Consider the following 22,388-nt stretch of genomic DNA (forward strand, 5'->3'; position numbering starts at 1 on the left):
TGAAATTCATGGCAAACCTTTTTTTAAATTTGACAAAAAGAATTTTCAATGAGCATAAACTTAAAAAGCCTTATCCCGGTTCTCGATGCCGAATGGATTGGCTCAGAAACTGATATTTTTGTTAATCATATTTCAATCGATAGCCGTTCCTTACAAAACGGATCTGAAACTTTGTTTATTGCCTTATCAGGTGTTAATAATGATGCTCATTTGTATATCGAGGAACTCATTGCACAAGGTGTACAAAATTTTGTTGTACAATATATTCCTGAAAATTGTGTCGGAAAAGCTAATTTTCTAGTCGTTAAAAACGCTTTAAAAGCGTTACAGGAATTTGCAGCTTATTATCGTAATCTTTTCGATTTTCCTGTAATCGGGTTAACCGGAAGTAATGGTAAAACGATCGTAAAAGAATGGCTTAATTTCTTGTTGAGTCCTGATTTTAATATTATCAGAAGCCCAAAAAGCTATAATTCTCAGGTAGGAGTTCCACTGTCTATAATGGCGATCAATGAGAAACACAATTTAGGGATTTTCGAAGCCGGAATTTCTACGGTGAATGAAATGGTAAACCTGGAGAAAATCATTAAACCTACAATTGGTGTACTAACTAATATAGGAAGTGCACATGATGAAGGCTTTTTAAATTTAGTGCAAAAGATCGACGAAAAATTGATTTTATTCAAAGACTGTCCAGTAATAATTTATCAAAAAAATGAAATCGTAGATTCTTGTTTGTCTCAGTTCGTTGCCGAATATATGATGCATCCCAGAACACTTTTTTCGTGGAGTTTTACAGATGCTTCTGCTGATGTTTTTATTTTAAATAAAGAAAACAAAAGCGATTCAACACATATTAAATACCAATATAAAGAGGCAATTTTTAATTTAGAAATTCCTTTTAGTGATACAGCTTCTATAGAAAATGCCATTTCGTGTCTGGCAGTTTTACTGTATTTGAATTATGATTTCGAGACCATTCAAAATAGATTTAAGCGTTTGTATCCTGTACATATGCGTCTGGAAGTTAAAAACGGAATCAATAATTGCAGTATAATAGATGATAGTTACAGTTCAGATTTTGAATCGCTTACAATTGCTTTGGATTTTTTAGAAAGCCAAAAGAAAAAAAATGCTTCAAAAACAGTTATTCTGTCTGATATTGTTCAAAGCGGATTTTCTAATGAAGAATTATATTCGAAAGTAGGGCAATTAATTGCCGATAATAAAATAAACAGAGTAATAGGAATTGGAACTACAATTTCGGCTTTTAAATCTAAATTTTCTAATGTTGTTACTTTTCAAAACACCGCCGAATTTATTGCTCAGATCGAAAACCTGAATTTCGAAAATGAAACTATTTTAATAAAAGGAGCAAGATCATTTCAGTTTGAAGAAATTGTGTCACTGCTGGAAGAGAAAACGCATGAAACAGTTCTTGAAATCAATCTGAACTCGATTAGTTATAATCTGAATTACTTTAAATCAAAATTAGCCAATAACGTGAAGTTAATGGTGATGGTGAAAGCGTTTGGTTATGGCAACGGAGGCTTGGAAATTGCCAAATTACTCGAACATCATAAAGTTGATTATTTAGGTGTGGCTTTCGCCGATGAAGGAATCTTACTTAAAAATGGCGGAATAAAACTACCTATTATGGTGTTGAATCCTGAATCGACCAGTTTTCCTTCGATTATTCAGTACCATCTTGAACCTGAAATTTATAGTATAAAAGGTTTAAAAGCTTTCCTGAAAATTGCCAGAGAAAAGAATTTAAAAGACTTCCCAATTCATATTAAATTAGATACAGGAATGCATCGTTTGGGTTTTGAAGAAAATACGCTCGAGGAACTGATTCAGACTTTAAAAGGAAATTCGACCGTAAAAATAAAAAGTGTTTTGTCGCATTTGGCCACAAGCGATGAATTACAGCATTATGATTTTGTGATCTCTCAGATTAATTTATTCGAAAAACTGTCGTCGAAATTAATTTCAGAATTAAATATAAATCCTATTCGTCATATTCTAAATACGTCCGGAATTAGCAATTTCCCGGATGCACAATACAATATGGTGCGTTTAGGAATTGGTTTGTACGGAGTTTCAAACGATCCGGCAGAACAAAAATATCTGGAAAATGTAAGTACATTAAAATCGATTATTTCTCAGGTTCGCACCATTCCTGCCGGCGACAGCGTGGGTTACGGACGTCGTTTTATGGCTTCGAAAGAAACTAAAATTGCAACAATACCCATTGGTTATGCTGATGGTATTTCTCGTTTATGGGGAAATCAGGTGGGTTATGTAGTGATAAAAAATCAGAAAGCATTTATTGTAGGAAGCGTTTGTATGGATATGCTCATGGTTGATGTAAGCCATATTGATTGTAAAGAAGGTGATTCGGTTATTATATTCGGCGAAAGCCCAACAGTTATCGAGATGGCCGCGGCACTAAAAACCATTCCGTATGAAATTATGACCAGCATTTCGCAACGCGTAAAAAGAGTATTTTTTAGATAGATTTTGAAACTTTGCTGAAAATTCCGTATTTTCGATATGAATTAATTTATAAACTAAAAGAACAATTATGGGGATGTTTTCAGAATTTAAGGAATTTGCAATGAAAGGCAACGTAGTCGATTTGGCTGTCGGTGTTATAATTGGAGCTGCTTTTGGCAAAATTGTGAGCTCATTAATTGAAAATGTAATTACGCCATTAATATTAAAACCCGCATTAGATGCAGCACATTTATCTACGATAGAAGAGCTAACAGCTTTTGGCGGTGTAAAATATGGTTTGTTTCTTTCGGCAGTAATTAACTTTCTAATTGTTGCTTTTGTTTTATTCTTAATTATTAAAGGAATAAACCATGCAAAAAAGAAAGAAGTTCCGCCACCGGCTGCACCAGCAGGACCAACTCAGGAAGAATTGCTTATACAGATTAGGGATTTATTAAAAAATAAACAATAATATACTATACCGCTACACTAAGTCTAACTTAACCGCTTCTTAATTGAGGCGGTTTTTTATTTTTGTTTGATTTGTAACATTTTGTTATTTTTTGTGAAGCGTCTTGTTTTGACTTTTATATTGTATACTTTTGCAGAGTAAATTAGATTAATTCATACTAAAGATATAAAAATGAGAATAGCCGTTGTAGGTGCCACTGGTATGGTTGGCGAGATAATGCTTAAAGTTTTAGCAGAAAGAAATTTTCCTGTTACAGAATTAATTCCTGTGGCTTCTGAGAAATCAGTTGGAAAAGAAATTGAATATAAAGGTCAAAAATATAAAGTTGTAGGATTACAAACAGCAGTTGATTTAAAAGCTGATATTGCTCTTTTCTCAGCCGGAGGAGATACTTCGTTAGAATGGGCACCAAAATTTGCTGCAGCAGGAACAACGGTTATCGATAACTCATCGGCATGGAGAATGGATCCGACAAAAAAATTAATCGTTCCGGAAATCAATGCAGATACTTTAACAAGTGCAGATAAAATTATTGCAAATCCAAACTGTTCTACTATTCAAATGGTACTGACTTTGGCTCCATTGCACAGAAAATACAACATCAAAAGAATCATTGTTTCTACTTACCAATCGATCACCGGAACTGGTGTAAAAGCAGTAAGACAGTTAGAAAATGAATACGCAGGAGTTCAGGGAGAAATGGCTTATAAATATCCAATTCACAGAAATGCAATTCCACATTGCGATAGTTTTGAGGAAAACGGATATACTAAAGAAGAAATGAAATTAGTTCGTGAGACTCAAAAAATCCTTGGTGATAACACTATCAGAGTTACCGCTACTGCAGTTCGTGTACCAGTTGTTGGCGGACATAGTGAAGCAGTAAACGTAGAGTTTACAAATGATTTTGATGTAAACGAAGTTCGCGAAATTTTGCACCATACAGATGGAGTAGTAGTTCAGGATAATTTAGATACATTTACCTACCCAATGCCATTGTATGCTGAAGGTAAAAATGATGTTTTTGTAGGTAGAATTCGTCGTGACGAAAGCCAGCCAAATACATTAAACATGTGGATCGTTGCTGATAACTTACGAAAAGGTGCTGCCACAAACACGATTCAAATCGCTGAGTATTTAATTCAGGCAGGTTTGGTATAAACCAGAGATTAAAGAAAATTGTTATAAAGAAAAAGCCGTAATTGCAGTAATGTAATTGCGGTTTTTTTGTTTCTTGTAGTGACGTTTGATGTTGCACAAAATAAAATGAAGAATTGGCGTTTAAGTAAAAAGGAAATAATATTATGAATGAATTAATCGAAAAGTTAGACAGGCAATTAGCGGGATTACGGCCAGAATATTATCAGGAACTTAAACCTTCATTAAGCGATTTAGAAATTCAAAACTTAGAAGAGCAATACAAAATCCGGCTTCCTGAAAATTTAAAAACGCTTTACAAATGGAAAAACGGGCAAAATCAAAACTGTTACGAGTCTTTTGTAAACAACTCTATGTTTGTCTCTTTAGAAGATGCATTGGATACAGCAGCAGAACTTACGTCAATGATTGGTTCTGATTTTGAAATTGAAAATTGGTGGAATGAAAACTGGATTCCTGTTTTTCATAATGGAGGAGGAGATTATATTTGTTTGGACTGCGAAGGGACTTTTACCAAAAATCCTGGCCAATTAATCGAATTTTGGCATGCGGACGAGGATAGAAATGTAATAGCTCCCAGTTTAAAATTTTTTATTTCGCAAATCGTTAAGCATTATGAAGAAACCAATCCTCAGGATTTTGATGAGTATTTTGAAATAGAAAATATAGATAATTTTCCGCTGGTATTCACCGTTGAATAATTTACAATAATTTGTACGGATAAATTTAATGGGCAATTAAGAAGCAATATAATCATAAAGTAGAAAAACTATGAAAACAGAGACAAGTCATTTTTGGTTGGGGAAATTCAAATCAGAAGAGGAGTATTTTGATTTTGTGGCTGAAGATAATGCGTATTATGAAGATGATGAGGTAGAGGAGAAATTCATCTCTGAATTTGCAAAATCACAGGGAGAGAATTTTTTAGATCATGATTTTATGGAAAGCGGATTTGAAAATGAAGCTATTTCTTTCGAAGAAAAATTTTTGAAATATTCGTATGCTGATCAATGGATTGCTGAAGTAAAAAAGAGATTAAGTGACCTAAATCAAAATCTGGAAGATGTTAATACGCTTGTATTTATTTCGAAAGACCAAATTGAAAAACCTGTTTCTATAATGAATTCTAAATGTGATTTGTTATATATAGGAGAAATCGAATACGATATTTGAGTAAAATATACATAGTTTTATAATTGCACTATGTGCTTTATTTAGAGTGAAACGACTTTTATACATTTTCAAAATCGATCTTTCTAGGTGTTAAAATAAAAGACAAAGATTGATGAAAAACGTATCTTAGCTATTATAAATACAAATAAAATGAACTTCGACAATTATAAAATAATTCCAAATTGCAAGACCAATAAAACCGACTTATTTCTTGCTGAAAATGAAGATATTCTGGCTTGCGAAAAGACTTTGAATATAGCTTTTGATGAAGATTATAAAGAGTATGTTTTGAATTACGGAAGTGGAATTCTGGGCGGAACTTACGTGCGTATCTATCTTCCGGAAACTATTATACTAACGATGGATGAATGGAAAAGCCGCATTACCGAATATTGGTTTTGGGATGATGGTAAGGATGTTTTATCAAAAGAGGAAGTGCTAAACTCAGTTCGGATTGGAGATACTTACGATGGAGATGAAATTATTTTTTTTAAAAACGAATACTTTATTCTGCCTAGAGAAAGTGAAATGATATATAAAGCAGGAAATACACTTGAAGAAACCATAAACTGGCTCTGTTCCTCAGGAATTCTCACAGAAGCATTTTCTGAAAGAGAATTTGAACCTTTTGAGCAGCAAAGTTAAATGTTGTGGAGAAACAATAAATGGCGACTATTTTTTTACCGCAGAGAAACAAATATTTTATCTAAGAATGTCTTATAAAACACAGAGTTCGCAAAGCTAAATCAAGATACAGCTTTGCGAACTTTGCCTTTTATAAAAAGCTAAGAGTATAAAAATTTAGCGATCTTTGCGGTAATTTTTTTTGCTTCAGAGGTTTTAGGATTGACTGCCTTTTGATTCAGTGAGCTTGCATAGATTCTAAATAAAAATTCCAAATCCCAAAGAGCAGTTGCTGGTTGGAATTTGGAATTTTTAAAAATTGTAATTTATTTTTTAGTATTCAGGTGCTAATTCTAATTCTAATCCTTCTAACTCGGTAGTAATTGGAATCTGACAACCTAAACGGCTATTTGATTTAACGTAAAATGCTTCCGACAGCATGGCTTCTTCTTCATCTCCCATTTCAGGTAATGCAACATCATTAAGAACATAACACTGGCAAGAAGCACACATGGCCATTCCGCCGCAGGTTCCTTCAACAGGTAGTTCGTATGCTTTGCATAACTCCATTATATTCATTGCCATATCAGTTGGAGCTTGTAACTCGTGTATAACTCCTTCTCGATCTTTAATCTTTATTAATACATCCATTTTAATTATTTGGAATTTTACTGGTTAGGATTTTATAACGTGAAAAAATCCCTAATTACGTTAACTATTTTTTAAACTAAATGCGTATTCTTTTTTGTTCCCTTCTTTAAGGTGCATTTTTAACCCCAAAGTATTTCCGTTTTTCTCTAGTATAGTAACTAAAGCAATGACAGAATAATAATCTTTATCTGACTGAAAGATCAGAGTACCTTCGTAAGTTGAATTTGTTACTCCTTGTTTGTCTGTTGTTACAGATACCTTTCTTGGATTTGAGAATTGCGCTGCGCTATATGTTGCTTTATTTGCAAATTTAGCTTTTCCGTCGCAGAAATCGTATAAGAAATCATAATTACCAATTCTTAAAGTCCCTTCTGGTTCGTTTGCATTTGTTGAAAATACAATTTGACCTGCGTATTTAAAATCTGACCATTCTTCGGCTTCATTTAGCCAGGCTTTGTCAACAATTAGTGTTTGCGTGGTTTGCTGTGCATAATTCACAGAAACAAAAAATAGCAACAAAAATAAAGCGTAATAATTCTTCATAAATTTAAGATTTTGGGGTTATGTGACAAATTTAAGTTAAATATGTAATAATTCCTTAATAAAAACTCTTAAATCTTTACGTTGTTTTTTGCTAAATCCGCAATAAATAGCTTTATTTATGTTGTGTTTTTTTTAAATCACAAATCAAAGTGCTTTAAGAACTAATATTCTTGTTAATCGCTCAGATTTAAAAAGACAGGAAAAATAACGTTTTGTTACATTATATTTACCACAGTTTCTATTTGTGGGGCGTATTTTTTTATTGTTGTTTCAACTCCTGCTTTTAGCGTCATTTGGTTTACACTACAGCTAATACATGCTCCTTCAAGACGAACTTTGACATGTTTGTCGTCGTCTATAGAAATTAGCGTAATGTCTCCTCCGTCAGAATTTAAAAAAGGTCTGATTTCGTCCAGAGCTAATAATACGTTGTTTGTTAATTCTTCTGTTGTCATAATTTTATCCATTAGATAATTAGTCCATTAGATAATTAGAAAATACACTTTGAAGTAAAATTGTCTATTTATCTAATTTTCAAATTATCTCATTAGTTTATCTCAATTATCTAATTATTTTTTTACTGCTGAACAACCTGCCATAGTTGTAATTTTAATGGCTTCTGTTGCAGGTAAAGTATCATTTCTGTTTACTGTTTCCTGTACAACATTTCTGGTGATTTCCTCAAAAACAGTTTCTATTGTTGATGCTGTTTGCATTGCTGCAGGGCGACCGTAATCTCCTGCTTCACGAATAGATTGTACAATTGGTACTTCGCCTAAAAACGGAACATCTAGATCTGCAGCCAGGTTTTTCGCACCTTCTTGTCCAAAAATATAGTATTTATTGTCAGGTAATTCTTCTGGTGTAAAGTACGCCATATTTTCGATAATTCCCAAAACAGGAACATTGATATTGTCCTGCATAAACATAGCCACTCCTTTTTTAGCATCGGCAAGAGCCACAGCTTGCGGAGTACTTACTACAACAGCACCGGTAATAGGTAATGATTGCATGATCGAAAGATGAATATCTCCTGTTCCCGGAGGTAAGTCAATCAACATAAAGTCTAATTCTCCCCAATCAGCATCAAAAATCATTTGGTTCAATGCTTTTGCAGCCATTGGACCTCTCCAGATAACGGCCTGACTTGGAGCAGTAAAGAAACCAATAGAAAGTATTTTAATATCATAACTTTCAACAGGTTTCATTTTTGATTTTCCGTCAACGTTTATCGAAATTGGTTTTTCGTTTTCAACATCAAACATAATTGGCATCGATGGTCCGTAAATATCGGCATCTAGAATTCCAACATTAAAACCCATTTTAGCAAGCGTTACAGCAAGATTTGCAGTAACAGTCGATTTTCCAACACCACCTTTACCAGAAGCAACGGCAATAATATTTTTGATTCCCGGAATCGCCTTTCCTTTTATTTCATTAGGATTTTCCTTGGCTTCAACCTTAATGTTTACTTTTATTTTTGCTTCAGGAGATACCAATTCAAGAATTGTTTTTTTGATATCATCTTCGGCTCTTTTTTTAATGTGCATTGCTGGTGTGTGTAAAAGTAAATCTACCACAACTTCATCACCAAAAGTAATGACATTGGCAACAGCACCACTTTCAACCATATTTTTTCCTTCTCCGGCTATAGTGATTGTCTCTAGAGCTTTAAGAATTTCTTTTCTATCTAATTTCATTTTAATCTACTGTTTTCTATTGAAAGAAATCAATTTGTGCATTGTGTTTATTTAAACTGATTTCAGACTACAAAGATAACAGATTATGTTCGGATTCAAACCCTTTTAAATTGTATTTATTGATATAGAGATTAGTCAAAATGATTCTGATGGTTTGTATTTGCTTTCTTACAAGAGAATTGAAATGAAAATTTCACTTAAACTCGCGTACTAAATTTTTTTTTTTAAAGGAATAACAAATTTTTTTAAGTTGAATTTTAAAAAATTGAAGACCAAAATGTCAATAATCTTAGCTATATTTGAGTACCCAAATTTAGGATTGCCATTGTTTGAAAAGTATGTGAAAGCTTGTTTTTGGATAAATTATGGGGTTTCGGTATTTTTTGAATAGAATTTCTTTTCTAATTTAAATCTAAAAATATGCGAAACTTTACTTCTGTATCTGTAATTATTGTAGTTAGTTTTTTGATGTCTTTTTTTCAATCTACTGCAACAGAGACCCTGATAAAAGACACAAGGTCCGAATTTGAAAATGTTCCTGCATTTACCAAATATGTTTCAAAAGCTACTGTTGACGCTGAATCAATTAATCAGTTTTATAAAAAATATCCCAAACTCAAAAAATACCAAAGTGATGTTCAGGATCTTTATAAAAAGAAAGAATACAAATTGCTTTGGTACGACGATAAAAGTGTTAGCGAATTTGGAGCATTATTATATCATAAAGTTCGCCTGCTAAACGATCAGGGTATCAAGGCAACTATGCCGTATATGGATTTGGTAGATGATGTTTTTAATGAAAATGTGACAGAAGATTTACCTCAGATAGACACAGAGCTTTTATTATCGAATATGTATGTGTTTTATGCCAGTAATGTTTATTCTGGTGTTGATTCTGCAACTTTAAAAAAAATCGGATGGTTTTTACCTGCCAAAAGTATTTCGTATTCAAAAATATTAGACTCTCTTATGGTTGATCCAGGGCGTTTAAATAAGGATGAAAATCTTTTATTCGGACAATATTATAAACTTAAGGCAATGTTAAAAAAATACAAAGCGATCGAGAAAAACAATCAATGGAAAAAGATTGATATTGACGTTGCCAATTATAAAGATTTAAAGCCTTTTGATAGTGGGGTTGCTGTAAAACAAATCAGGGAACGTTTGTTTGTCGTGGGAGATTTGCCGCAAGATTCTAAAAGAGATGTGTATGATGAAGAGATGATGGCAGGGATTTTAAAATATAAAAAAAGATACGGACTTAAACTTAATTATACCCTTACCATAGACCACATCAATCAAATGAATGAACCTGTTGGTAATCGTATAAAAACAATAATGCTCAACATGGAACGTTGCCGATGGATACCGGCACAATTGGCACAGGCAAGCGAATATGTTATGGTCAATATTCCGTCGTTTAAACTGGTGTATGTTAAAAATGGCCAATACGAATTGGTGTCGGATGTTTTTGTTGGAACCAGAATGACCGAAACTGTAATTTTTAGTGGTAATATAGACAGGATTGTGTTTAGCCCCTATTGGTATGTTCCGCAGAGTATCATTAAAAACGAATTAAAATCAAAAATAGCAGAAGACAAAAACTATCTCGCCGATCATAATATGGAGTGGAACGGAGGAAATGTGAGACAAAAACCAGGACCTAAAAATTCTTTGGGATTGGTAAAATTTATGTTTCCAAATCCTAATGATATTTATTTGCATGATACGCCGGCCAAAAGTTTGTTTGAATTCGAGAAACGTATTTTTAGCCATGGCTGTATTAATGTAAAAGAAGCGAAAGGTCTGGCACTTGCTATTTTAAAAAACAATCCGGATTGGCCTGTTGATAAAATAGATCAGGCAATGAGCGGCGAAAAAGAAACCACTTGTATGCTCAAAAACAAAATCCCTATTTACATAGGTTATTTTACAGCCTGGGTAAGTGAGGAAGGGGAAATTGGTTTTTATCCCGATGTATACGACAGAGATCCGCAATTAGATAAACTATTATATTCAGACACTGTAGTTTCAAAATAAGAAGAAACCCGCCAAACTTTAATAATTTGGCGGGTTTCTTAAAAAAAATGGTCTACAAGCTTATTCGTATTTTAAATATTTCAGGATATCTATTTTGGTTACCTGGTAGGCTTTGGTTAAAACAATTATCAAAGTTAATACCAGTAAAGAAATCAAAGCAATACTAAACGGAACAAATGAAATATTGATTCTAAAGGCAAAATCTTCGAGCCATTTTTGAAGTAAAATGTAAGCCGGTACAATACCAATTACAAATCCCATCAAACAAAACCCAATATATTGTTTTGAAAGTTCTTTTAGTAAAGCATCAGTTTCTGCACCCAGTGTTTTTCTAATCGCAATTTCTTTAAGTCTTCTTTCCATCGAGAAAGAAGCCAGAGCAAATAATCCAAAAACGGCAATAATAATTACTACAAGATTTAGAATAAAAAACAAATCCTTTTGTTTTACTTGTTCCTGATACGTTTTTGCAAATCCTTTGTTTACAAACTCATAGAAAAAAGGATAGTCAGGATTTACATTTTTCTCCCAGTACTTTTTTAATTTCTCCAGTGTTTCGGGCAAATTGTTGGGTGAGACTTTTACAAAAACATTACTAAAGTTATTCCATTTTAAAGTTTTAAGATTAATGAAAACCATAGGAGGTACTTTATCTTTTAAGCCAGTAATATGAAAATCTTTTACCACGCCCACAACTTTAAATTTCATGTTTCCTTTGTCATTTCCCCAGCCCGAAGATATTATGGTATTTATTGGATTTTTAAGTTTTAGCTTTTTAACAAGAGTTTCATTTATCAGCCAATTATCAATAGTATCCGAGGCAAATTGTGGAGAAAGATCACGTCCCTCAACAATTTTAATTTTCATCATCTCCAGAAAACCAAAATCCATTTCGACATTTCGGGGCTGAACAAAAATACTGTTGTGAGTCAATCCTGAACTCGAGCTCGTGCTATTGCCAAATGAACCGGCAAAAGTAGAAACATCCTGAACACCTGAATACTTTTTAATTTCCTGTTTCAGTAACATATATTTAGCAGCTTTTTGTTTGCTATCATTATAGTTAAACGGAATTCTAATGACCTGATCACCGCTAAAACCAAGCTCCTTGTTGGTCATATAATCAACCTGTGAGTTTACAATTAGCGCCCCGATGATAAAAAATGCCGCTATACCAAACTGAAAAATAAGCATCGAATTTCGAATCCAGATACCGCTTTTGCTTCTGGAGAAATTTCCTTTTAAAACCTTTAGAGTTTCAAAATTTGAGATATAAACGGCAGGAAATATACCTGCAAGAATGATTACTAATCCAAAAATCAAAACGAGCTGCAGATAAAATTCACCACCATTCATAGTCAAAGTTTTCTTTAAAAAGGTATTGTAGTATGGCAATGAGAGCTCGACTATTGCTAAAGCAAACAGAATGGCAAGAATAACAATTATAGCAGTCTCAAATATAAACTGGGCGATAATTTGTTTTTTTGATGCCCCGACAATTTTACGAACACCAACTTCTTTTGCACGTTTTATTGCTGAAGCAGTGGCAAGATTAATGTAGTTTACTAATGATAAAACTAAAATTAAAACAGATAACCCGGCCATAATATAAAGAAGCTGTAAGTTTCCTTTTCCTTCCGGAGTAGATGTTCCGGAAGATTTGGTGCCATAAAGGCGCAGGTTTTTCAGCTGGTCCAGAATGATTTTGATTTCGCCATTTTCTTTGATATACTGTTCAACCGTCTGACCGCTTTCTTTAGCATCTTTTAAAGTTCTGTTGACGTAATTTACATTATGCATCTTTTTTAAAACCAGGGCAGGATCTACACCTTTTTTGATTTTAACCATCAATCCATAATTAAAATTCCCCCATTGATTAAGATCGTAATCACGAACAGCTCCTCCAAAAACATAGTTAGGTTCAATAGAAGAGGGTTTTATAATACGATAAACGGCTTTTACAGTATAAGATTCATTTTCATAAGTAATAGACTTGCCAATAGGATCTTCATTGTTAAAAAGTAACGTTGCCTGCTCTTCTGAAATGGCGACACTGTTTTTCTCTTTTAAGATGTCTTTTTTAGAACCCTTAATTATTGGAAAAGGGAAAAAATCAAAAAAGTTATTATCAGATACGGTTATTTTTTTATCTATTAATTTCTTGTTTTTATATTTTATTACAGATTCATAGTACCAATTATATAAAAAGCAAATTTGCTCAATTTCAGGAATTGTAGCTTTGCAGGTGTTTCCAAAAGGTATAGAACTTGTTGCCCAGGTATCGCCCGTTGCCCCAATTACATTGAGAACCTGATATACGTTTTCTTTTTCCGGATTCCATCGATCGTATGCGTGCTCATTATTCCAATATAAAATAGCAAAAATTACTCCGGCGATCCCAATGCTTAATCCCATGACATTCAAAAACGAAAACAGTTTGTTTTGCTTCAAATGATATATAAATATTTTAAACCAGTTAAAAATCATGATAGTTTTTTTATAGTTATTACAGTTGCTTTTTAATGTAGTCCAGCAGGTTTATTGAACCTGCCGGATTTTTATATTGTTGCCAATATCTTGCAAACAAATCCCACCAGGATTAAGATTGCCGTTACAATAAATTTTATCATTTTAAAATTATTTAGCGTCCATAAAAACATCAACATTTCTCTGATTTAATTTTTCAGAAAATATAACACCATCTTTCATGTGAATCGTTCTTTGCGAAAATGAAGCATCATAATCAGAGTGTGTAACCATCAAAATAGTGGCGCCTTTAGCATGCAGATCCGTTAAAAGTTCCATTACTTCATTACCATTTTTACTATCCAGATTACCGGTTGGCTCATCGGCCAAAATGATTTTAGGATCGTTTACCAAAGCTCTGGCAACCGCAACTCTTTGTTGTTGTCCTCCGGAAAGTTGTTGCGGATAATGTTTTAATCGGTGTGAGATATTTAATTTCTCTGCGATCGCTTCGATTTTTTGTTTTCTTTCGGATGCTTTTACGTTGTTATAAAGCAAAGGCAATTCGATATTGTCATAAACCGAAAGTTCATCGATTAAGTTGAAATTCTGGAAAATAAAACCAATATTTTCTTTACGAACAACAGCTCGTCCTTTCTCTTTTAAGCCCACCATTTCCTGATCTAACAATTTATAACTTCCGCCGGAAGCACTGTCTAAAAGACCAATGATATTAAGTAAAGTCGATTTTCCGCAACCAGAAGGTCCCATGATAGTTAGAAAATCGCCTTTTTTTATTTCTAAAGAAATACCGCTTAAAGCGGAAGTTTCTACTTCTTCTGTTCTAAAAACTTTGGTTAAATTTTGAATTGTTATCATAGTTTTGATTTTAGTTGTTATTGATTATTTTTTGATTGATGATTGAAACTTTTTTAATTATTAATTGTAAACTGCGACTGCGAATGTAAACTGCGACTGAAAACCGTTACTGAGTACTAATCGACAACTCTTCGATGTCTTTATAATCAGAATAAGATGAAGTAACCACAGATTCGCCTTCTTTTAAACCTTCCAGAATTTCATAATACGAAGGGTTTTCTCTGCCTAATTTTATATTTCTTCTTACCGCTTTATTGCCTTTTACGACAAAAATCCATTTTCCACCTGTATCCTGATTAAAACTTCCTTTTTGAAGTACAAGAGTTGTGTTTTTCTCAGATAAAATTAATTTCACACCAAAACTAAGTCCGTCTTGTAATGTAATATCTTCTTTAGAGGTAAAAGCCAGTTCTACTATAAAATGTCCGCCTTTCACTTCCGGGATTACTTTGGTTACTAAAACTTCGAGGGTTTTTCCTTTAAATTCTACCTGTCCTTTCAATCCTTCGCGTATTTTTTCAAGATAAAATTCATCTACATCAGCAGTAAGTTTATAACCTTGTTTAGAATCTATTTTCCCAATGCTTTCTCCGGCCTGAAATGTTTTTCCTAAAACAGGCTGAAACGAAGTTAATCGGCCGGATTCAGGAGCTGTAATCAGGAAATTCTTTTTATTGTTTCTCAAAATATCCAGACTTTTTTCCATAGTCTGAATCGAATGATTGATTTGAGAAATCTGAATTTTATTGGTTTGTTTTTCTTTTTGAATACTTTGCTGAATCGTTCTTTTGCGCTCTTCCTGAAAACGTAAACTTTCCTTAAACGTATTCCAGTCATTTTTCGAAATTACCTCTTTTTCATACAATCGGGCATTCATATCATACAATCTTTTGGCATCATTATAATCGTGTTCGATTAAAACCAAATCTTTGTTTAAGTTTAATTCCTGATTTCTAATGTTTAGTTTTCCGGTATTCAAGTTGTTGATTTGCTCAATAATTGCCGTTTCCTGAGTGAGGTAATTCAATTCGGTATTAGGATTGTACAAACGCGCTAGCGATTGGCCCTTTGTAACCATGGCACCGTTTTCGACAAAAATCTCTTTTACAGATCCTCCTTCGGTAACATTCACAAGCATCACATTCAAAGGTTCTACTTTGGCCTGAAAAACAACAAAATCTTCAAAAAAGGCTTTTTCAACTTTCTGGATACTTAGTTCTTCTGCTTTTACATTTAAACTTCTTTTAGTGTTAAACGAAAAAAACACGATTGTTGCCAAAACTAAAAAAACTCCAATTGCTATTGTGAGATATCTAAATTTTCTATTTTTACGAGGAATTATTTTGTCCATTTCTTTAATAATTTACTGATTACCAATAGGTAAATACTGTGCCATAAAATTTATTATTTGTAAAGTATTGATTTTAAAGAGGCTTTAGAAATCATTCAAAAAACCAACTGTTCGATAATGAACAGTTGACCGTTCATTATCGAACAAAAAAAGACATCATGCGAAAGAAACAAGCTCAAATATTAATCGTTGACGACCAGGAAGAAATTCTTTTTTCGGCAAAAATGATTCTCAAAAAGCATTTTGAAACCATTTTTACAGAAAATAGTCCCAAAAAAATCATTTCTATTTTAAGCGAAAATGAAATAAATGTAGTTTTATTAGATATGAATTACCGAATTGGTTTTGAAGACGGGCGCGAAGGTATTCATTGGCTCAAAGAAATAAAAACACTTTCGCCACAAACTGTCGTGATTTTAATGACGGCTTTTGGTAAAATTGATACCGCTGTTGAAGGAATAAAAATTGGTGCCTTTGATTATGTTTTAAAACCGTGGAATAACGAAAAATTACTCGAAACAATAGATAAGGCTGTCGCCGAAAGTAGAAAAAACAGCAAAAAAGTGGTAGAAGAAAAACCGGCAAAAAACTATTTTGTTGGTTATTCTCTTAAAATTAAACAAGCTTATTCTATTGCCGAAAGAGTCGCCAGAACAGATGCTAATGTTTTGATTTTGGGCGAAAACGGAACCGGTAAATATGTTTTTGCAGAATTTATTCATCTCAATTCAGAGCGTAAAGCACAGCCATTTGTGCATGTTGATTTAGGATCTTTGAGCGATAATTTATTCGAAAGTGAACTTTTTGGTTATGCAAAAGGCGCTTTTACAGATGCCAAAACAGATACTGCAGGCAGATTTGAAATAGCTTCTGGCGGCACGATTTTTCTGGATGAAATTGGGAATATTCCGTTGCATTTACAATCGAAACTATTGCACGTTTTGCAAACCAAAACCGTTACCCGTTTAGGAGAAAGTAAGGCAAGGCCTTTGAATGTTCGGGTAATTGCAGCTACAAATAGTGATATAAAAGCTGAGGTAAAAAATAAAACATTCCGCGAAGATTTGCTGTATCGCATCAATACAATGGAAATTCATTTGCCTTCGTTACGCGAACGCAAAGATGATATCGTTCCGATGGCACATTTTATCCTGGATAAGATTGCCGAAAAATACAATCAGGAGAACTGGCATTTTGATGATAATGTAGCGCCATATCTGGAAAAATATCCATGGAAAGGAAACATTCGTGAATTGGAAAATAAAATAGAGCGCGCTTTGATTTTGGCCGATAACAATACCATTTCTGTAACCAATCTGGATATTTTAGATTTCGAAGAAATTCAGGAAAATGACGAGAATCCTTTATCTGAAATGGAAAAAAGTGCGATCGAAAAAACACTCTTCAAATACAACGGAAACATTAGTAAAACAGCTGAAGAATTAGGTTTATCAAGAGCAGCGTTATACAGAAGAATCGAGAAATACGATTTAAAGAACTCTTAAAACGAAAAATAGTTTTGCCACAGATTAAAGGATTGAAGTGATTCTTAAAATTGATCTCTCGCAGATTTTGCAGATCTCGCAGATAAAATTTACTGTAATTAATCTGCTATATCAGCAAAATCTGCTATAGTAAAAAAAATCATTTCTAATCTTTTGATCTGTGGCAATAAAAAAAACAATAATGAAAAACTGGAAATTCTATAATGCTTTGTTTATAAGGGTTCTCTTTATTATGATGCCCTTTTTCTTTTGTGTTTTTCTGATTTATAAAACGCTTTACTACAATGCAATTTTGGTAGGTTTTTTTATATTCTTACTGTTGTGCGAGATGTATTTTTATATCAAAAATCACTCTTTATTTTATGATAAAATATTGCTCTCCATTTTGCAGAAAGATTTTTCGACCAATTTTCCGCAAGAGAAAAAAGAACAGAAATTTAGCAACTTATATCTTTTATACAATACTTTAAAATACCAACAACAAGAACAGACTTCGAAAGAAATGGTTTACCAGTCGATATTGAATAATATAGACACAGCCACTTTGATTCTCGAAAAAGAAAACGAAGACTGGAGTATTTTTTTAATGAATGATTGCTTTTCAGGTTTGTTTAAAGTACCCAAAGTGAGTCATTGGAAATATCTTAAAAATTATTTGCCATCACTTTGTAATGAGATTGAAAAAACAGCATTTACAGAGTTGAAATCGGCAATTTCGATAAAAATAGAAGAAAAGGATGTACAGACATTTGTATTGCAGACATCCTCTACAAAGACTTATGAAAAAGAATATTTCATTATTTTATTAGACAGTATTCAGCGCGTTATTGAGAAAAAAGAAAAAGAAGCCTGGATTAATTTAATGAAAATTATTTCGCATGAATTGATGAATTCCCTAACCCCAATTCGTGCGCTTTCGCAGAATTTACTTCAGATTGTCGATCAGGAAAAACTCGAAGAAGATGATTTCGACGATATCAAAAGCAGTATTTCGACCATTATCAATCGAAGTGACCATTTGCAGGTATTTGTAGAAAATTACCGAAAGCTGGCCATGCTCCCAACTCCAACAAAACAAATGACGCCAATAAATTTACTTTTAGAGGATTGTATGCGCATCATGAGTCCAATTTTGAAAGCGGAAAATATAGAAATGGTAAACGAAATCAGTAGTCCAAGATCTATTTTGATTGATAAAAGTCAGATCGAACAAGTGATTATTAATCTAATAACAAATAGTGTTTATGCCTTAAAAGAAAAGACAGAAAAGAAAATGTTCTTGTCCAGTTATACCGAAAATAATCGCTTTTTTATTGCTATTTCAGACAACGGAAAAGGGATCGATGCCGAGATTAGAGAAAAAGTCTTTCTCCCGTTTTTCACCACCAGAAAAGATGGCGCCGGCATTGGTCTTACACTTTCTAAAAACATCATCGAAGCACACGGCGGTTACTTGAGCTACCAAACCGACGAAGATAAAACGAGCTTTGTGATTTGCTTGATTTAATTTTTTTGAACCGTATAATGATATAGGTTGATATTAAAGTTTTACTTTACATTACCATTTAATCCCGCAGCGTCGCAAAGGTTCTTGTTTTTTAAGTTTTTCTTTGCTCATTTTTTGTCATCCCGAGGAACGAGGGATCTCCATTAGCAGCTCGACAACGATTGAAAACCATGCTTACGGAGTTTCTTGCGGAGATCCCTCGTTCCTCGGGATGACAAACTCGACGAAAATATTTTTATGAAAACGGGATTAGCTCCTGAAAAAAAGATTTGATTTTTATCACAGAAATCGGGATTACAAGATTGCGGTTAGAATTCAACTTCAGGCGTCCAAAAGTGCTTTTCTAAATCTATAATTTGATTGTTTTCTACAACAATACCTTCGCTTTCCAGTAATTGCTGCATTAAATTAGTTCCGTCAAAATGATGTTTTCCTGTCAAAAGCCCTTTTCGATTTACCACTCTGTGCGCCGGAACATCTTCCATATTATGGCATGCATTCATTGCCCAGCCTACCATTCGTGCAGAACGAGCGGTTCCTAGAGCTTTCGCAATAGCGCCATAAGAAGTTACTTTCCCGTACGGAATTTGTCTGGCGATTGCATAAACTCTTTCAAAAAAATTATCTTCAGCCATACGTTTAAGTTATTTTTACCATTAAGATATTAAGATTCATGAAGTCAAAGCTTAACTTTTATTGAAAAATAATTAAGAAAGTGAAGTTTCACAAAGTAGTGCTTAATTTTTCTTAATTACTTAATGGTTCAATTTTATAAACCTAAATTTTTAATCTTTAAAAATACTTTCACCCAAAATAGTAATTCAGGATATTAAAAAGAGTTGCAACGGCAATTAAACCTGTAATGCTTCCTATAATGGTGTTCATGTTGCGCATCAGGTAATCGGTTTTCTTTTCGATTCTGCCAAAGAAACCAATATAGCTGTATAAAGCCGCAAACGAACCTAAAACAGATCCGAACACAAAAGTAAAAATAATGTTGTTTTCGAATGCAAAAAGATGGTAAGAAGCCAGCGTAACACTTACGACAACATAATACGGAATAGGGAAGAAGTTCAAACCAGACAAAAGCATTCCTAAAAAGAAACGGCTTTTTTTGCTGCTCTTTTTAATCTTCGATTTCTTGGCTTTGGGTTCTTTTGCGATAAACAAAAAGTAAATCGTAAGAATAGAAAAAATAGCAAATCCAACCTCACGCAACAACGTTACCACATCAGGGCGATTGTCGATTACCTGAGCGAATAAAACGGCTAAAGAAACCTGAAAAAAGATTACTAAAACCGCTCCGGCAACAAACCATAAGGCGTTCTTTTTCCCCTCTTTCATGTTCACTTTGGCTGCCGTCATATTGATTAGTCCTGGCGGAATAATTCCAATGAAAGCGGCAATAAAACCTGAAAGTAGTGGGGTAAGTAATGCCATTCAGTTATTTAATGGGTTGGAAAAACGTTCACAAAATTAAATTAGTCTTTAATTTTAAAGCGAATATACGTAATTGCCTTGTTAATTTCTAAATATTGTTTCTCGTAAAAAGTCTGAAAAGCAGTAACTTCCTCAGGACTTCCTTCGTTTGTATATACGTTATGGTTCGCGTATAAAACCTCATGTCCTTCACCGTGAAGCAATCCAAGAGTATAGCCATGCATAAATTCGCTATCGGTTTTAAGGTTTACAACACCGTCTTTTTTAAGGATTTTTTTATACAATTTCAAAAACTCAGAGTTGGTCATTCTGTGTTTTGTTCTTTTGTATTTAATTTGCGGATCCGGAAACGTAATCCAGATTTCATCCACTTCATTCTCATTAAAAATATGGTCGATCAATTCGATTTGAGTACGAATAAAAGCCACATTATGAAGACCTGTTTCTACGGCAGTTTTAGCACCTCTCCAGAAACGAGCCCCTTTAATATCGATTCCGATAAAATTTTTGTCAGGATATCTTTCTGCTAATCCGACAGAATATTCTCCTTTTCCACATCCTAATTCTAAAACTAAAGGATTATCATTTTTAAAGAAATCAGAGTTCCATTTTCCTTTTAAAGGCATCAAATCGCCTACAACTTCTTCTCTGGTTGGTTGAAAAACGTTTTGAAATGTTTCGTTTTCTCTGAATCTTTTTAGTTTATTTTTACTTCCCACTTTTACAAAAATTTTCAGCAAAATTAAGGAATATAAACGAATGAAAATAGTTTGAATTCGGTTTTAAAATTTTTAGCCACGAATTCACGAATTTTAATTATCTGTTGTCGTCAATACAAGCAGAAGAAATTCGTGAATTCGTGGCTAATTTAATGCAAAGAATATTTTTTCTTAACCGTAATGCGGTTCTGTAATTGCTTTTGATTTTGGATCTAAAGTTTCATCGTGTTGCGATAAATCAAGACCAATATGTTCGTTTTCTTCAGAAACACGTAACGGAATAATAAAGTTCGTTACTTTAAACAAGAAATAAGCTCCGAAGAAAGTAAAGATCGAAACCAAAACTAACGCCATCATGTGGTGGCCAAAAACGTTCCATCCGCCGTGTAATAAACTTGCATCTTTGCCGTGCGCAAAAATGGCGGTTAAAATCATTCCCATGATTCCACCAACACCATGACAGGCAAAAACGTCAAGTGTATCATCAAATCTTTTTGAGAAACGGCAATTTACGACTGAGTTAGAAACCAAAGCGGTGATAAAACCAAAGAACATACTTTCAGGTACTGATACAAAACCTGCTGCAGGAGTAATGGCAACTAAACCTACAACAGCTCCGATACAGGCACCAAGTGCAGAAACTTTTCTTCCGTTCATTCGATCAAAGAAAACCCAGGTTAACATTGCAGCGGCAGATGAAGTTGTTGTGGTAGCAAAAGCCATTGCAGCAGTTCCGTTGGCCGCAAGAGCAGAACCAGCGTTGAACCCAAACCATCCAAACCATAACATTCCCGTTCCTAATAATACAAACGGAATATTGGTGGGTATATGATCGCTATTTTTTCTTTTTCCTAAAACCAGAACCCCTGCCAAAGCAGCAAATCCTGAACTCATATGTACTACAGTTCCTCCGGCAAAATCTTTTACGCCAAAATAACTTCCTAAAACACCTGTTGGATACCAAACCGAATGGCACAAAGGCGCATAAATAAATATGGTAAACAAACTAATGAAGAGTAAATACGATATAAAACGAACACGTTCTGCAAACGAACCCGTAATAATTGCCGGAGCAATAATGGCAAATTTCATTTGGAACAAAGCAAATAACATAAACGGAATCGTATTGGCCAATTGTTTATGAGGTAAAACACCCACATAATCCATAAAAGCAAAAGTAGTTGGATTCCCGAAAAAGCTATAAAAATGCTCTCCGGAGCCAAAACCTACTGGATCACCAAAAGCCAGACTAAAACCTACTACAACCCATAAAAGGGTTACAACGCCCAAACAAATAAAACTTTGCAACATGGTTGAAATCACATTTTTGCGGCCTACCATTCCTCCGTAGAAAAAAGATAATCCGGGTGTCATGATCAAAACCAAACAGCAGGAAGTCAGCATCCAGGCAACATCGGCAGGAACAATGTGATCTGTAGTGCCAAATTCTGATAATACGTAATTGTTTTCAGTAACAGTTGGCCAAAATGCGCCCGTAATACAAACAATACTTATAATAATAAAGGAAATGATCCAGCGTCTTTCTATTTTCATTTTTCAAATACTTTATTTAACCCTATTTTTTTTGGGGTCAAAGTTAAAAAAAAATAAAGATTTTGATTTTCGGGGCTAATAAAATAGAGGTCGATCTTTTATTTTAG

At 33.6% G+C, this 22,388-nt stretch carries 20 protein-coding genes; 9 read left to right on the forward strand and 11 right to left on the reverse strand.

The features are described 5' to 3' along the window. The first annotated feature begins 48 nt into the window (after window positions 1-48). The 6 genes from B0M43_RS06615 (at window position 49) to B0M43_RS06640 (ending at window position 5,947) form a co-directional block, all read left to right on the forward strand. Window positions 49-2,520 carry a bifunctional UDP-N-acetylmuramoyl-tripeptide:D-alanyl-D-alanine ligase/alanine racemase gene (locus B0M43_RS06615; RefSeq protein ID WP_078006413.1) on the forward strand — a complete coding sequence of 824 codons (2,472 nt, stop codon included), beginning with the start codon at window positions 49-51 and terminating at the stop codon, window positions 2,518-2,520. A 67-nt stretch (window positions 2,521-2,587) separates the two neighbouring features. Continuing rightward, on the forward strand, window positions 2,588-2,971 hold the full coding sequence (gene mscL / locus B0M43_RS06620) for a large conductance mechanosensitive channel protein MscL (protein WP_065451524.1): 384 nt from the start codon (window positions 2,588-2,590) through the stop codon (window positions 2,969-2,971). Window positions 2,972-3,142: 171 nt separating this feature from the next. Further along, on the forward strand, window positions 3,143-4,132 hold the full coding sequence (locus B0M43_RS06625) for an aspartate-semialdehyde dehydrogenase (RefSeq protein ID WP_065451523.1): 990 nt from the start codon (window positions 3,143-3,145) through the stop codon (window positions 4,130-4,132). A gap of 143 nt (window positions 4,133-4,275) precedes the next feature. Next, window positions 4,276-4,830 carry an SMI1/KNR4 family protein gene (locus B0M43_RS06630; RefSeq protein WP_078006412.1) on the forward strand — a complete coding sequence of 185 codons (555 nt, stop codon included), beginning with the start codon at window positions 4,276-4,278 and terminating at the stop codon, window positions 4,828-4,830. A 70-nt stretch (window positions 4,831-4,900) separates the two neighbouring features. Continuing rightward, a complete protein-coding gene (locus B0M43_RS06635) occupies window positions 4,901-5,302 on the forward strand; it encodes an immunity 22 family protein (RefSeq protein WP_078006411.1) in 402 nt (133 codons plus the stop codon). A gap of 150 nt (window positions 5,303-5,452) precedes the next feature. Further along, complete coding sequence (locus tag B0M43_RS06640; RefSeq protein ID WP_078006410.1) at window positions 5,453-5,947, forward strand: SMI1/KNR4 family protein; 495 nt, start codon at window positions 5,453-5,455, stop codon at window positions 5,945-5,947. Window positions 5,948-6,259: 312 nt separating this feature from the next. On the opposite strand, the gene B0M43_RS06645 is transcribed toward B0M43_RS06640, so the two are convergent. The 4 genes from B0M43_RS06645 to B0M43_RS06660 form a co-directional block, all read right to left on the reverse strand. Continuing rightward, window positions 6,260-6,577, reverse strand: coding sequence for a 2Fe-2S iron-sulfur cluster-binding protein (locus B0M43_RS06645; protein WP_026982672.1), 318 nt, complete (start codon window positions 6,575-6,577; stop codon window positions 6,260-6,262). Between the two features lie 60 nt (window positions 6,578-6,637). Continuing rightward, on the reverse strand, window positions 6,638-7,120 hold the full coding sequence (locus B0M43_RS06650; RefSeq protein ID WP_078006409.1) for a hypothetical protein: 483 nt from the start codon (window positions 7,118-7,120) through the stop codon (window positions 6,638-6,640). Window positions 7,121-7,335: 215 nt separating this feature from the next. Next, window positions 7,336-7,575 (reverse strand): NifU family protein, encoded by a 240-nt coding sequence (locus B0M43_RS06655; RefSeq protein ID WP_055097397.1) that lies wholly within the window; start codon window positions 7,573-7,575, stop codon window positions 7,336-7,338. Between the two features lie 114 nt (window positions 7,576-7,689). Further along, the gene (locus B0M43_RS06660) at window positions 7,690-8,820 is read right to left on the reverse strand and encodes an Mrp/NBP35 family ATP-binding protein (protein ID WP_065451518.1); all 1,131 of its coding nucleotides are present in this window, start codon (window positions 8,818-8,820) and stop codon (window positions 7,690-7,692) included. Window positions 8,821-9,240: 420 nt separating this feature from the next. Here B0M43_RS06660 and B0M43_RS06665 point away from each other — a divergent pair, with 420 nt between their 5' ends. Next, on the forward strand, window positions 9,241-10,860 hold the full coding sequence (locus B0M43_RS06665; RefSeq protein WP_078006408.1) for a murein L,D-transpeptidase: 1,620 nt from the start codon (window positions 9,241-9,243) through the stop codon (window positions 10,858-10,860). Between the two features lie 60 nt (window positions 10,861-10,920). On the opposite strand, the gene B0M43_RS06670 is transcribed toward B0M43_RS06665, so the two are convergent. From B0M43_RS06670 to B0M43_RS06680, 3 genes are all read right to left on the reverse strand, one after another. Further along, window positions 10,921-13,347: an ABC transporter permease gene (locus B0M43_RS06670; RefSeq protein ID WP_078006407.1), complete on the reverse strand. Its 2,427-nt coding sequence runs from the start codon at window positions 13,345-13,347 to the stop codon at window positions 10,921-10,923. Between the two features lie 150 nt (window positions 13,348-13,497). Continuing rightward, window positions 13,498-14,205, reverse strand: a complete 708-nt coding sequence (locus tag B0M43_RS06675) for an ABC transporter ATP-binding protein (RefSeq protein WP_065451516.1) — start codon at window positions 14,203-14,205, stop codon at window positions 13,498-13,500. A gap of 106 nt (window positions 14,206-14,311) precedes the next feature. Further along, complete coding sequence (locus B0M43_RS06680) at window positions 14,312-15,556, reverse strand: efflux RND transporter periplasmic adaptor subunit (protein WP_078006406.1); 1,245 nt, start codon at window positions 15,554-15,556, stop codon at window positions 14,312-14,314. Window positions 15,557-15,714: 158 nt separating this feature from the next. Between B0M43_RS06680 and B0M43_RS06685 the strand changes: the two genes are divergently transcribed. Then, window positions 15,715-17,061, forward strand: a complete 1,347-nt coding sequence (locus tag B0M43_RS06685; protein ID WP_078006405.1) for a sigma-54 dependent transcriptional regulator — start codon at window positions 15,715-15,717, stop codon at window positions 17,059-17,061. A gap of 181 nt (window positions 17,062-17,242) precedes the next feature. Continuing rightward, window positions 17,243-18,568, forward strand: a complete 1,326-nt coding sequence (locus B0M43_RS06690; protein WP_078006404.1) for a PAS domain-containing sensor histidine kinase — start codon at window positions 17,243-17,245, stop codon at window positions 18,566-18,568. 308 nt (window positions 18,569-18,876) lie between these two features. Here B0M43_RS06690 and B0M43_RS06695 read toward each other — a convergent pair whose 3' ends face one another. From B0M43_RS06695 to B0M43_RS06710, 4 genes are all read right to left on the reverse strand, one after another. Continuing rightward, entirely contained in the window at window positions 18,877-19,203 is a 327-nt protein-coding gene (locus tag B0M43_RS06695; protein WP_078006403.1) for an MGMT family protein, read from the reverse strand. A gap of 169 nt (window positions 19,204-19,372) precedes the next feature. Then, window positions 19,373-20,008 carry a LysE family transporter gene (locus B0M43_RS06700; protein ID WP_065451511.1) on the reverse strand — a complete coding sequence of 212 codons (636 nt, stop codon included), beginning with the start codon at window positions 20,006-20,008 and terminating at the stop codon, window positions 19,373-19,375. A gap of 41 nt (window positions 20,009-20,049) precedes the next feature. Continuing rightward, window positions 20,050-20,727: a tRNA (guanosine(46)-N7)-methyltransferase TrmB gene (gene trmB / locus B0M43_RS06705; RefSeq protein WP_026982683.1), complete on the reverse strand. Its 678-nt coding sequence runs from the start codon at window positions 20,725-20,727 to the stop codon at window positions 20,050-20,052. Window positions 20,728-20,898: 171 nt separating this feature from the next. After that, window positions 20,899-22,281, reverse strand: a complete 1,383-nt coding sequence (locus B0M43_RS06710) for an ammonium transporter (RefSeq protein WP_078006402.1) — start codon at window positions 22,279-22,281, stop codon at window positions 20,899-20,901. Window positions 22,282-22,388: the final 107 nt, after the last annotated feature.

It is taken from the genome of Flavobacterium sp. KBS0721, from assembly GCF_002007065.3.
Taxonomy (GTDB): Bacteria; Bacteroidota; Bacteroidia; order Flavobacteriales; family Flavobacteriaceae; genus Flavobacterium; species Flavobacterium piscis.

Bases quoted from the DNA above. Each gene is read 5' to 3' on its own strand.
- B0M43_RS06615 (WP_078006413.1), top strand. From the start codon at position 49: ATGAGCATAAACTTAAAAAGCCTTATCCCGGTTCTCGATGCCGAATGG.
- mscL (WP_065451524.1), top strand. From the start codon at position 2,588: ATGGGGATGTTTTCAGAATTTAAGGAATTTGCAATGAAAGGCAACGTA.
- B0M43_RS06625 (WP_065451523.1), top strand. From the start codon at position 3,143: ATGAGAATAGCCGTTGTAGGTGCCACTGGTATGGTTGGCGAGATAATG.
- B0M43_RS06630 (WP_078006412.1), top strand. From the start codon at position 4,276: ATGAATGAATTAATCGAAAAGTTAGACAGGCAATTAGCGGGATTACGG.
- B0M43_RS06635 (WP_078006411.1), top strand. From the start codon at position 4,901: ATGAAAACAGAGACAAGTCATTTTTGGTTGGGGAAATTCAAATCAGAA.
- B0M43_RS06640 (WP_078006410.1), top strand. From the start codon at position 5,453: ATGAACTTCGACAATTATAAAATAATTCCAAATTGCAAGACCAATAAA.
- B0M43_RS06645 (WP_026982672.1), bottom strand. From the start codon at position 6,577: ATGGATGTATTAATAAAGATTAAAGATCGAGAAGGAGTTATACACGAG.
- B0M43_RS06650 (WP_078006409.1), bottom strand. From the start codon at position 7,120: ATGAAGAATTATTACGCTTTATTTTTGTTGCTATTTTTTGTTTCTGTG.
- B0M43_RS06655 (WP_055097397.1), bottom strand. From the start codon at position 7,575: ATGACAACAGAAGAATTAACAAACAACGTATTATTAGCTCTGGACGAA.
- B0M43_RS06660 (WP_065451518.1), bottom strand. From the start codon at position 8,820: ATGAAATTAGATAGAAAAGAAATTCTTAAAGCTCTAGAGACAATCACT.
- B0M43_RS06665 (WP_078006408.1), top strand. From the start codon at position 9,241: ATGCGAAACTTTACTTCTGTATCTGTAATTATTGTAGTTAGTTTTTTG.
- B0M43_RS06670 (WP_078006407.1), bottom strand. From the start codon at position 13,347: ATGATTTTTAACTGGTTTAAAATATTTATATATCATTTGAAGCAAAAC.
- B0M43_RS06675 (WP_065451516.1), bottom strand. From the start codon at position 14,205: ATGATAACAATTCAAAATTTAACCAAAGTTTTTAGAACAGAAGAAGTA.
- B0M43_RS06680 (WP_078006406.1), bottom strand. From the start codon at position 15,556: ATGGACAAAATAATTCCTCGTAAAAATAGAAAATTTAGATATCTCACA.
- B0M43_RS06685 (WP_078006405.1), top strand. From the start codon at position 15,715: ATGCGAAAGAAACAAGCTCAAATATTAATCGTTGACGACCAGGAAGAA.
- B0M43_RS06690 (WP_078006404.1), top strand. From the start codon at position 17,243: ATGAAAAACTGGAAATTCTATAATGCTTTGTTTATAAGGGTTCTCTTT.
- B0M43_RS06695 (WP_078006403.1), bottom strand. From the start codon at position 19,203: ATGGCTGAAGATAATTTTTTTGAAAGAGTTTATGCAATCGCCAGACAA.
- B0M43_RS06700 (WP_065451511.1), bottom strand. From the start codon at position 20,008: ATGGCATTACTTACCCCACTACTTTCAGGTTTTATTGCCGCTTTCATT.
- B0M43_RS06710 (WP_078006402.1), bottom strand. From the start codon at position 22,281: ATGAAAATAGAAAGACGCTGGATCATTTCCTTTATTATTATAAGTATT.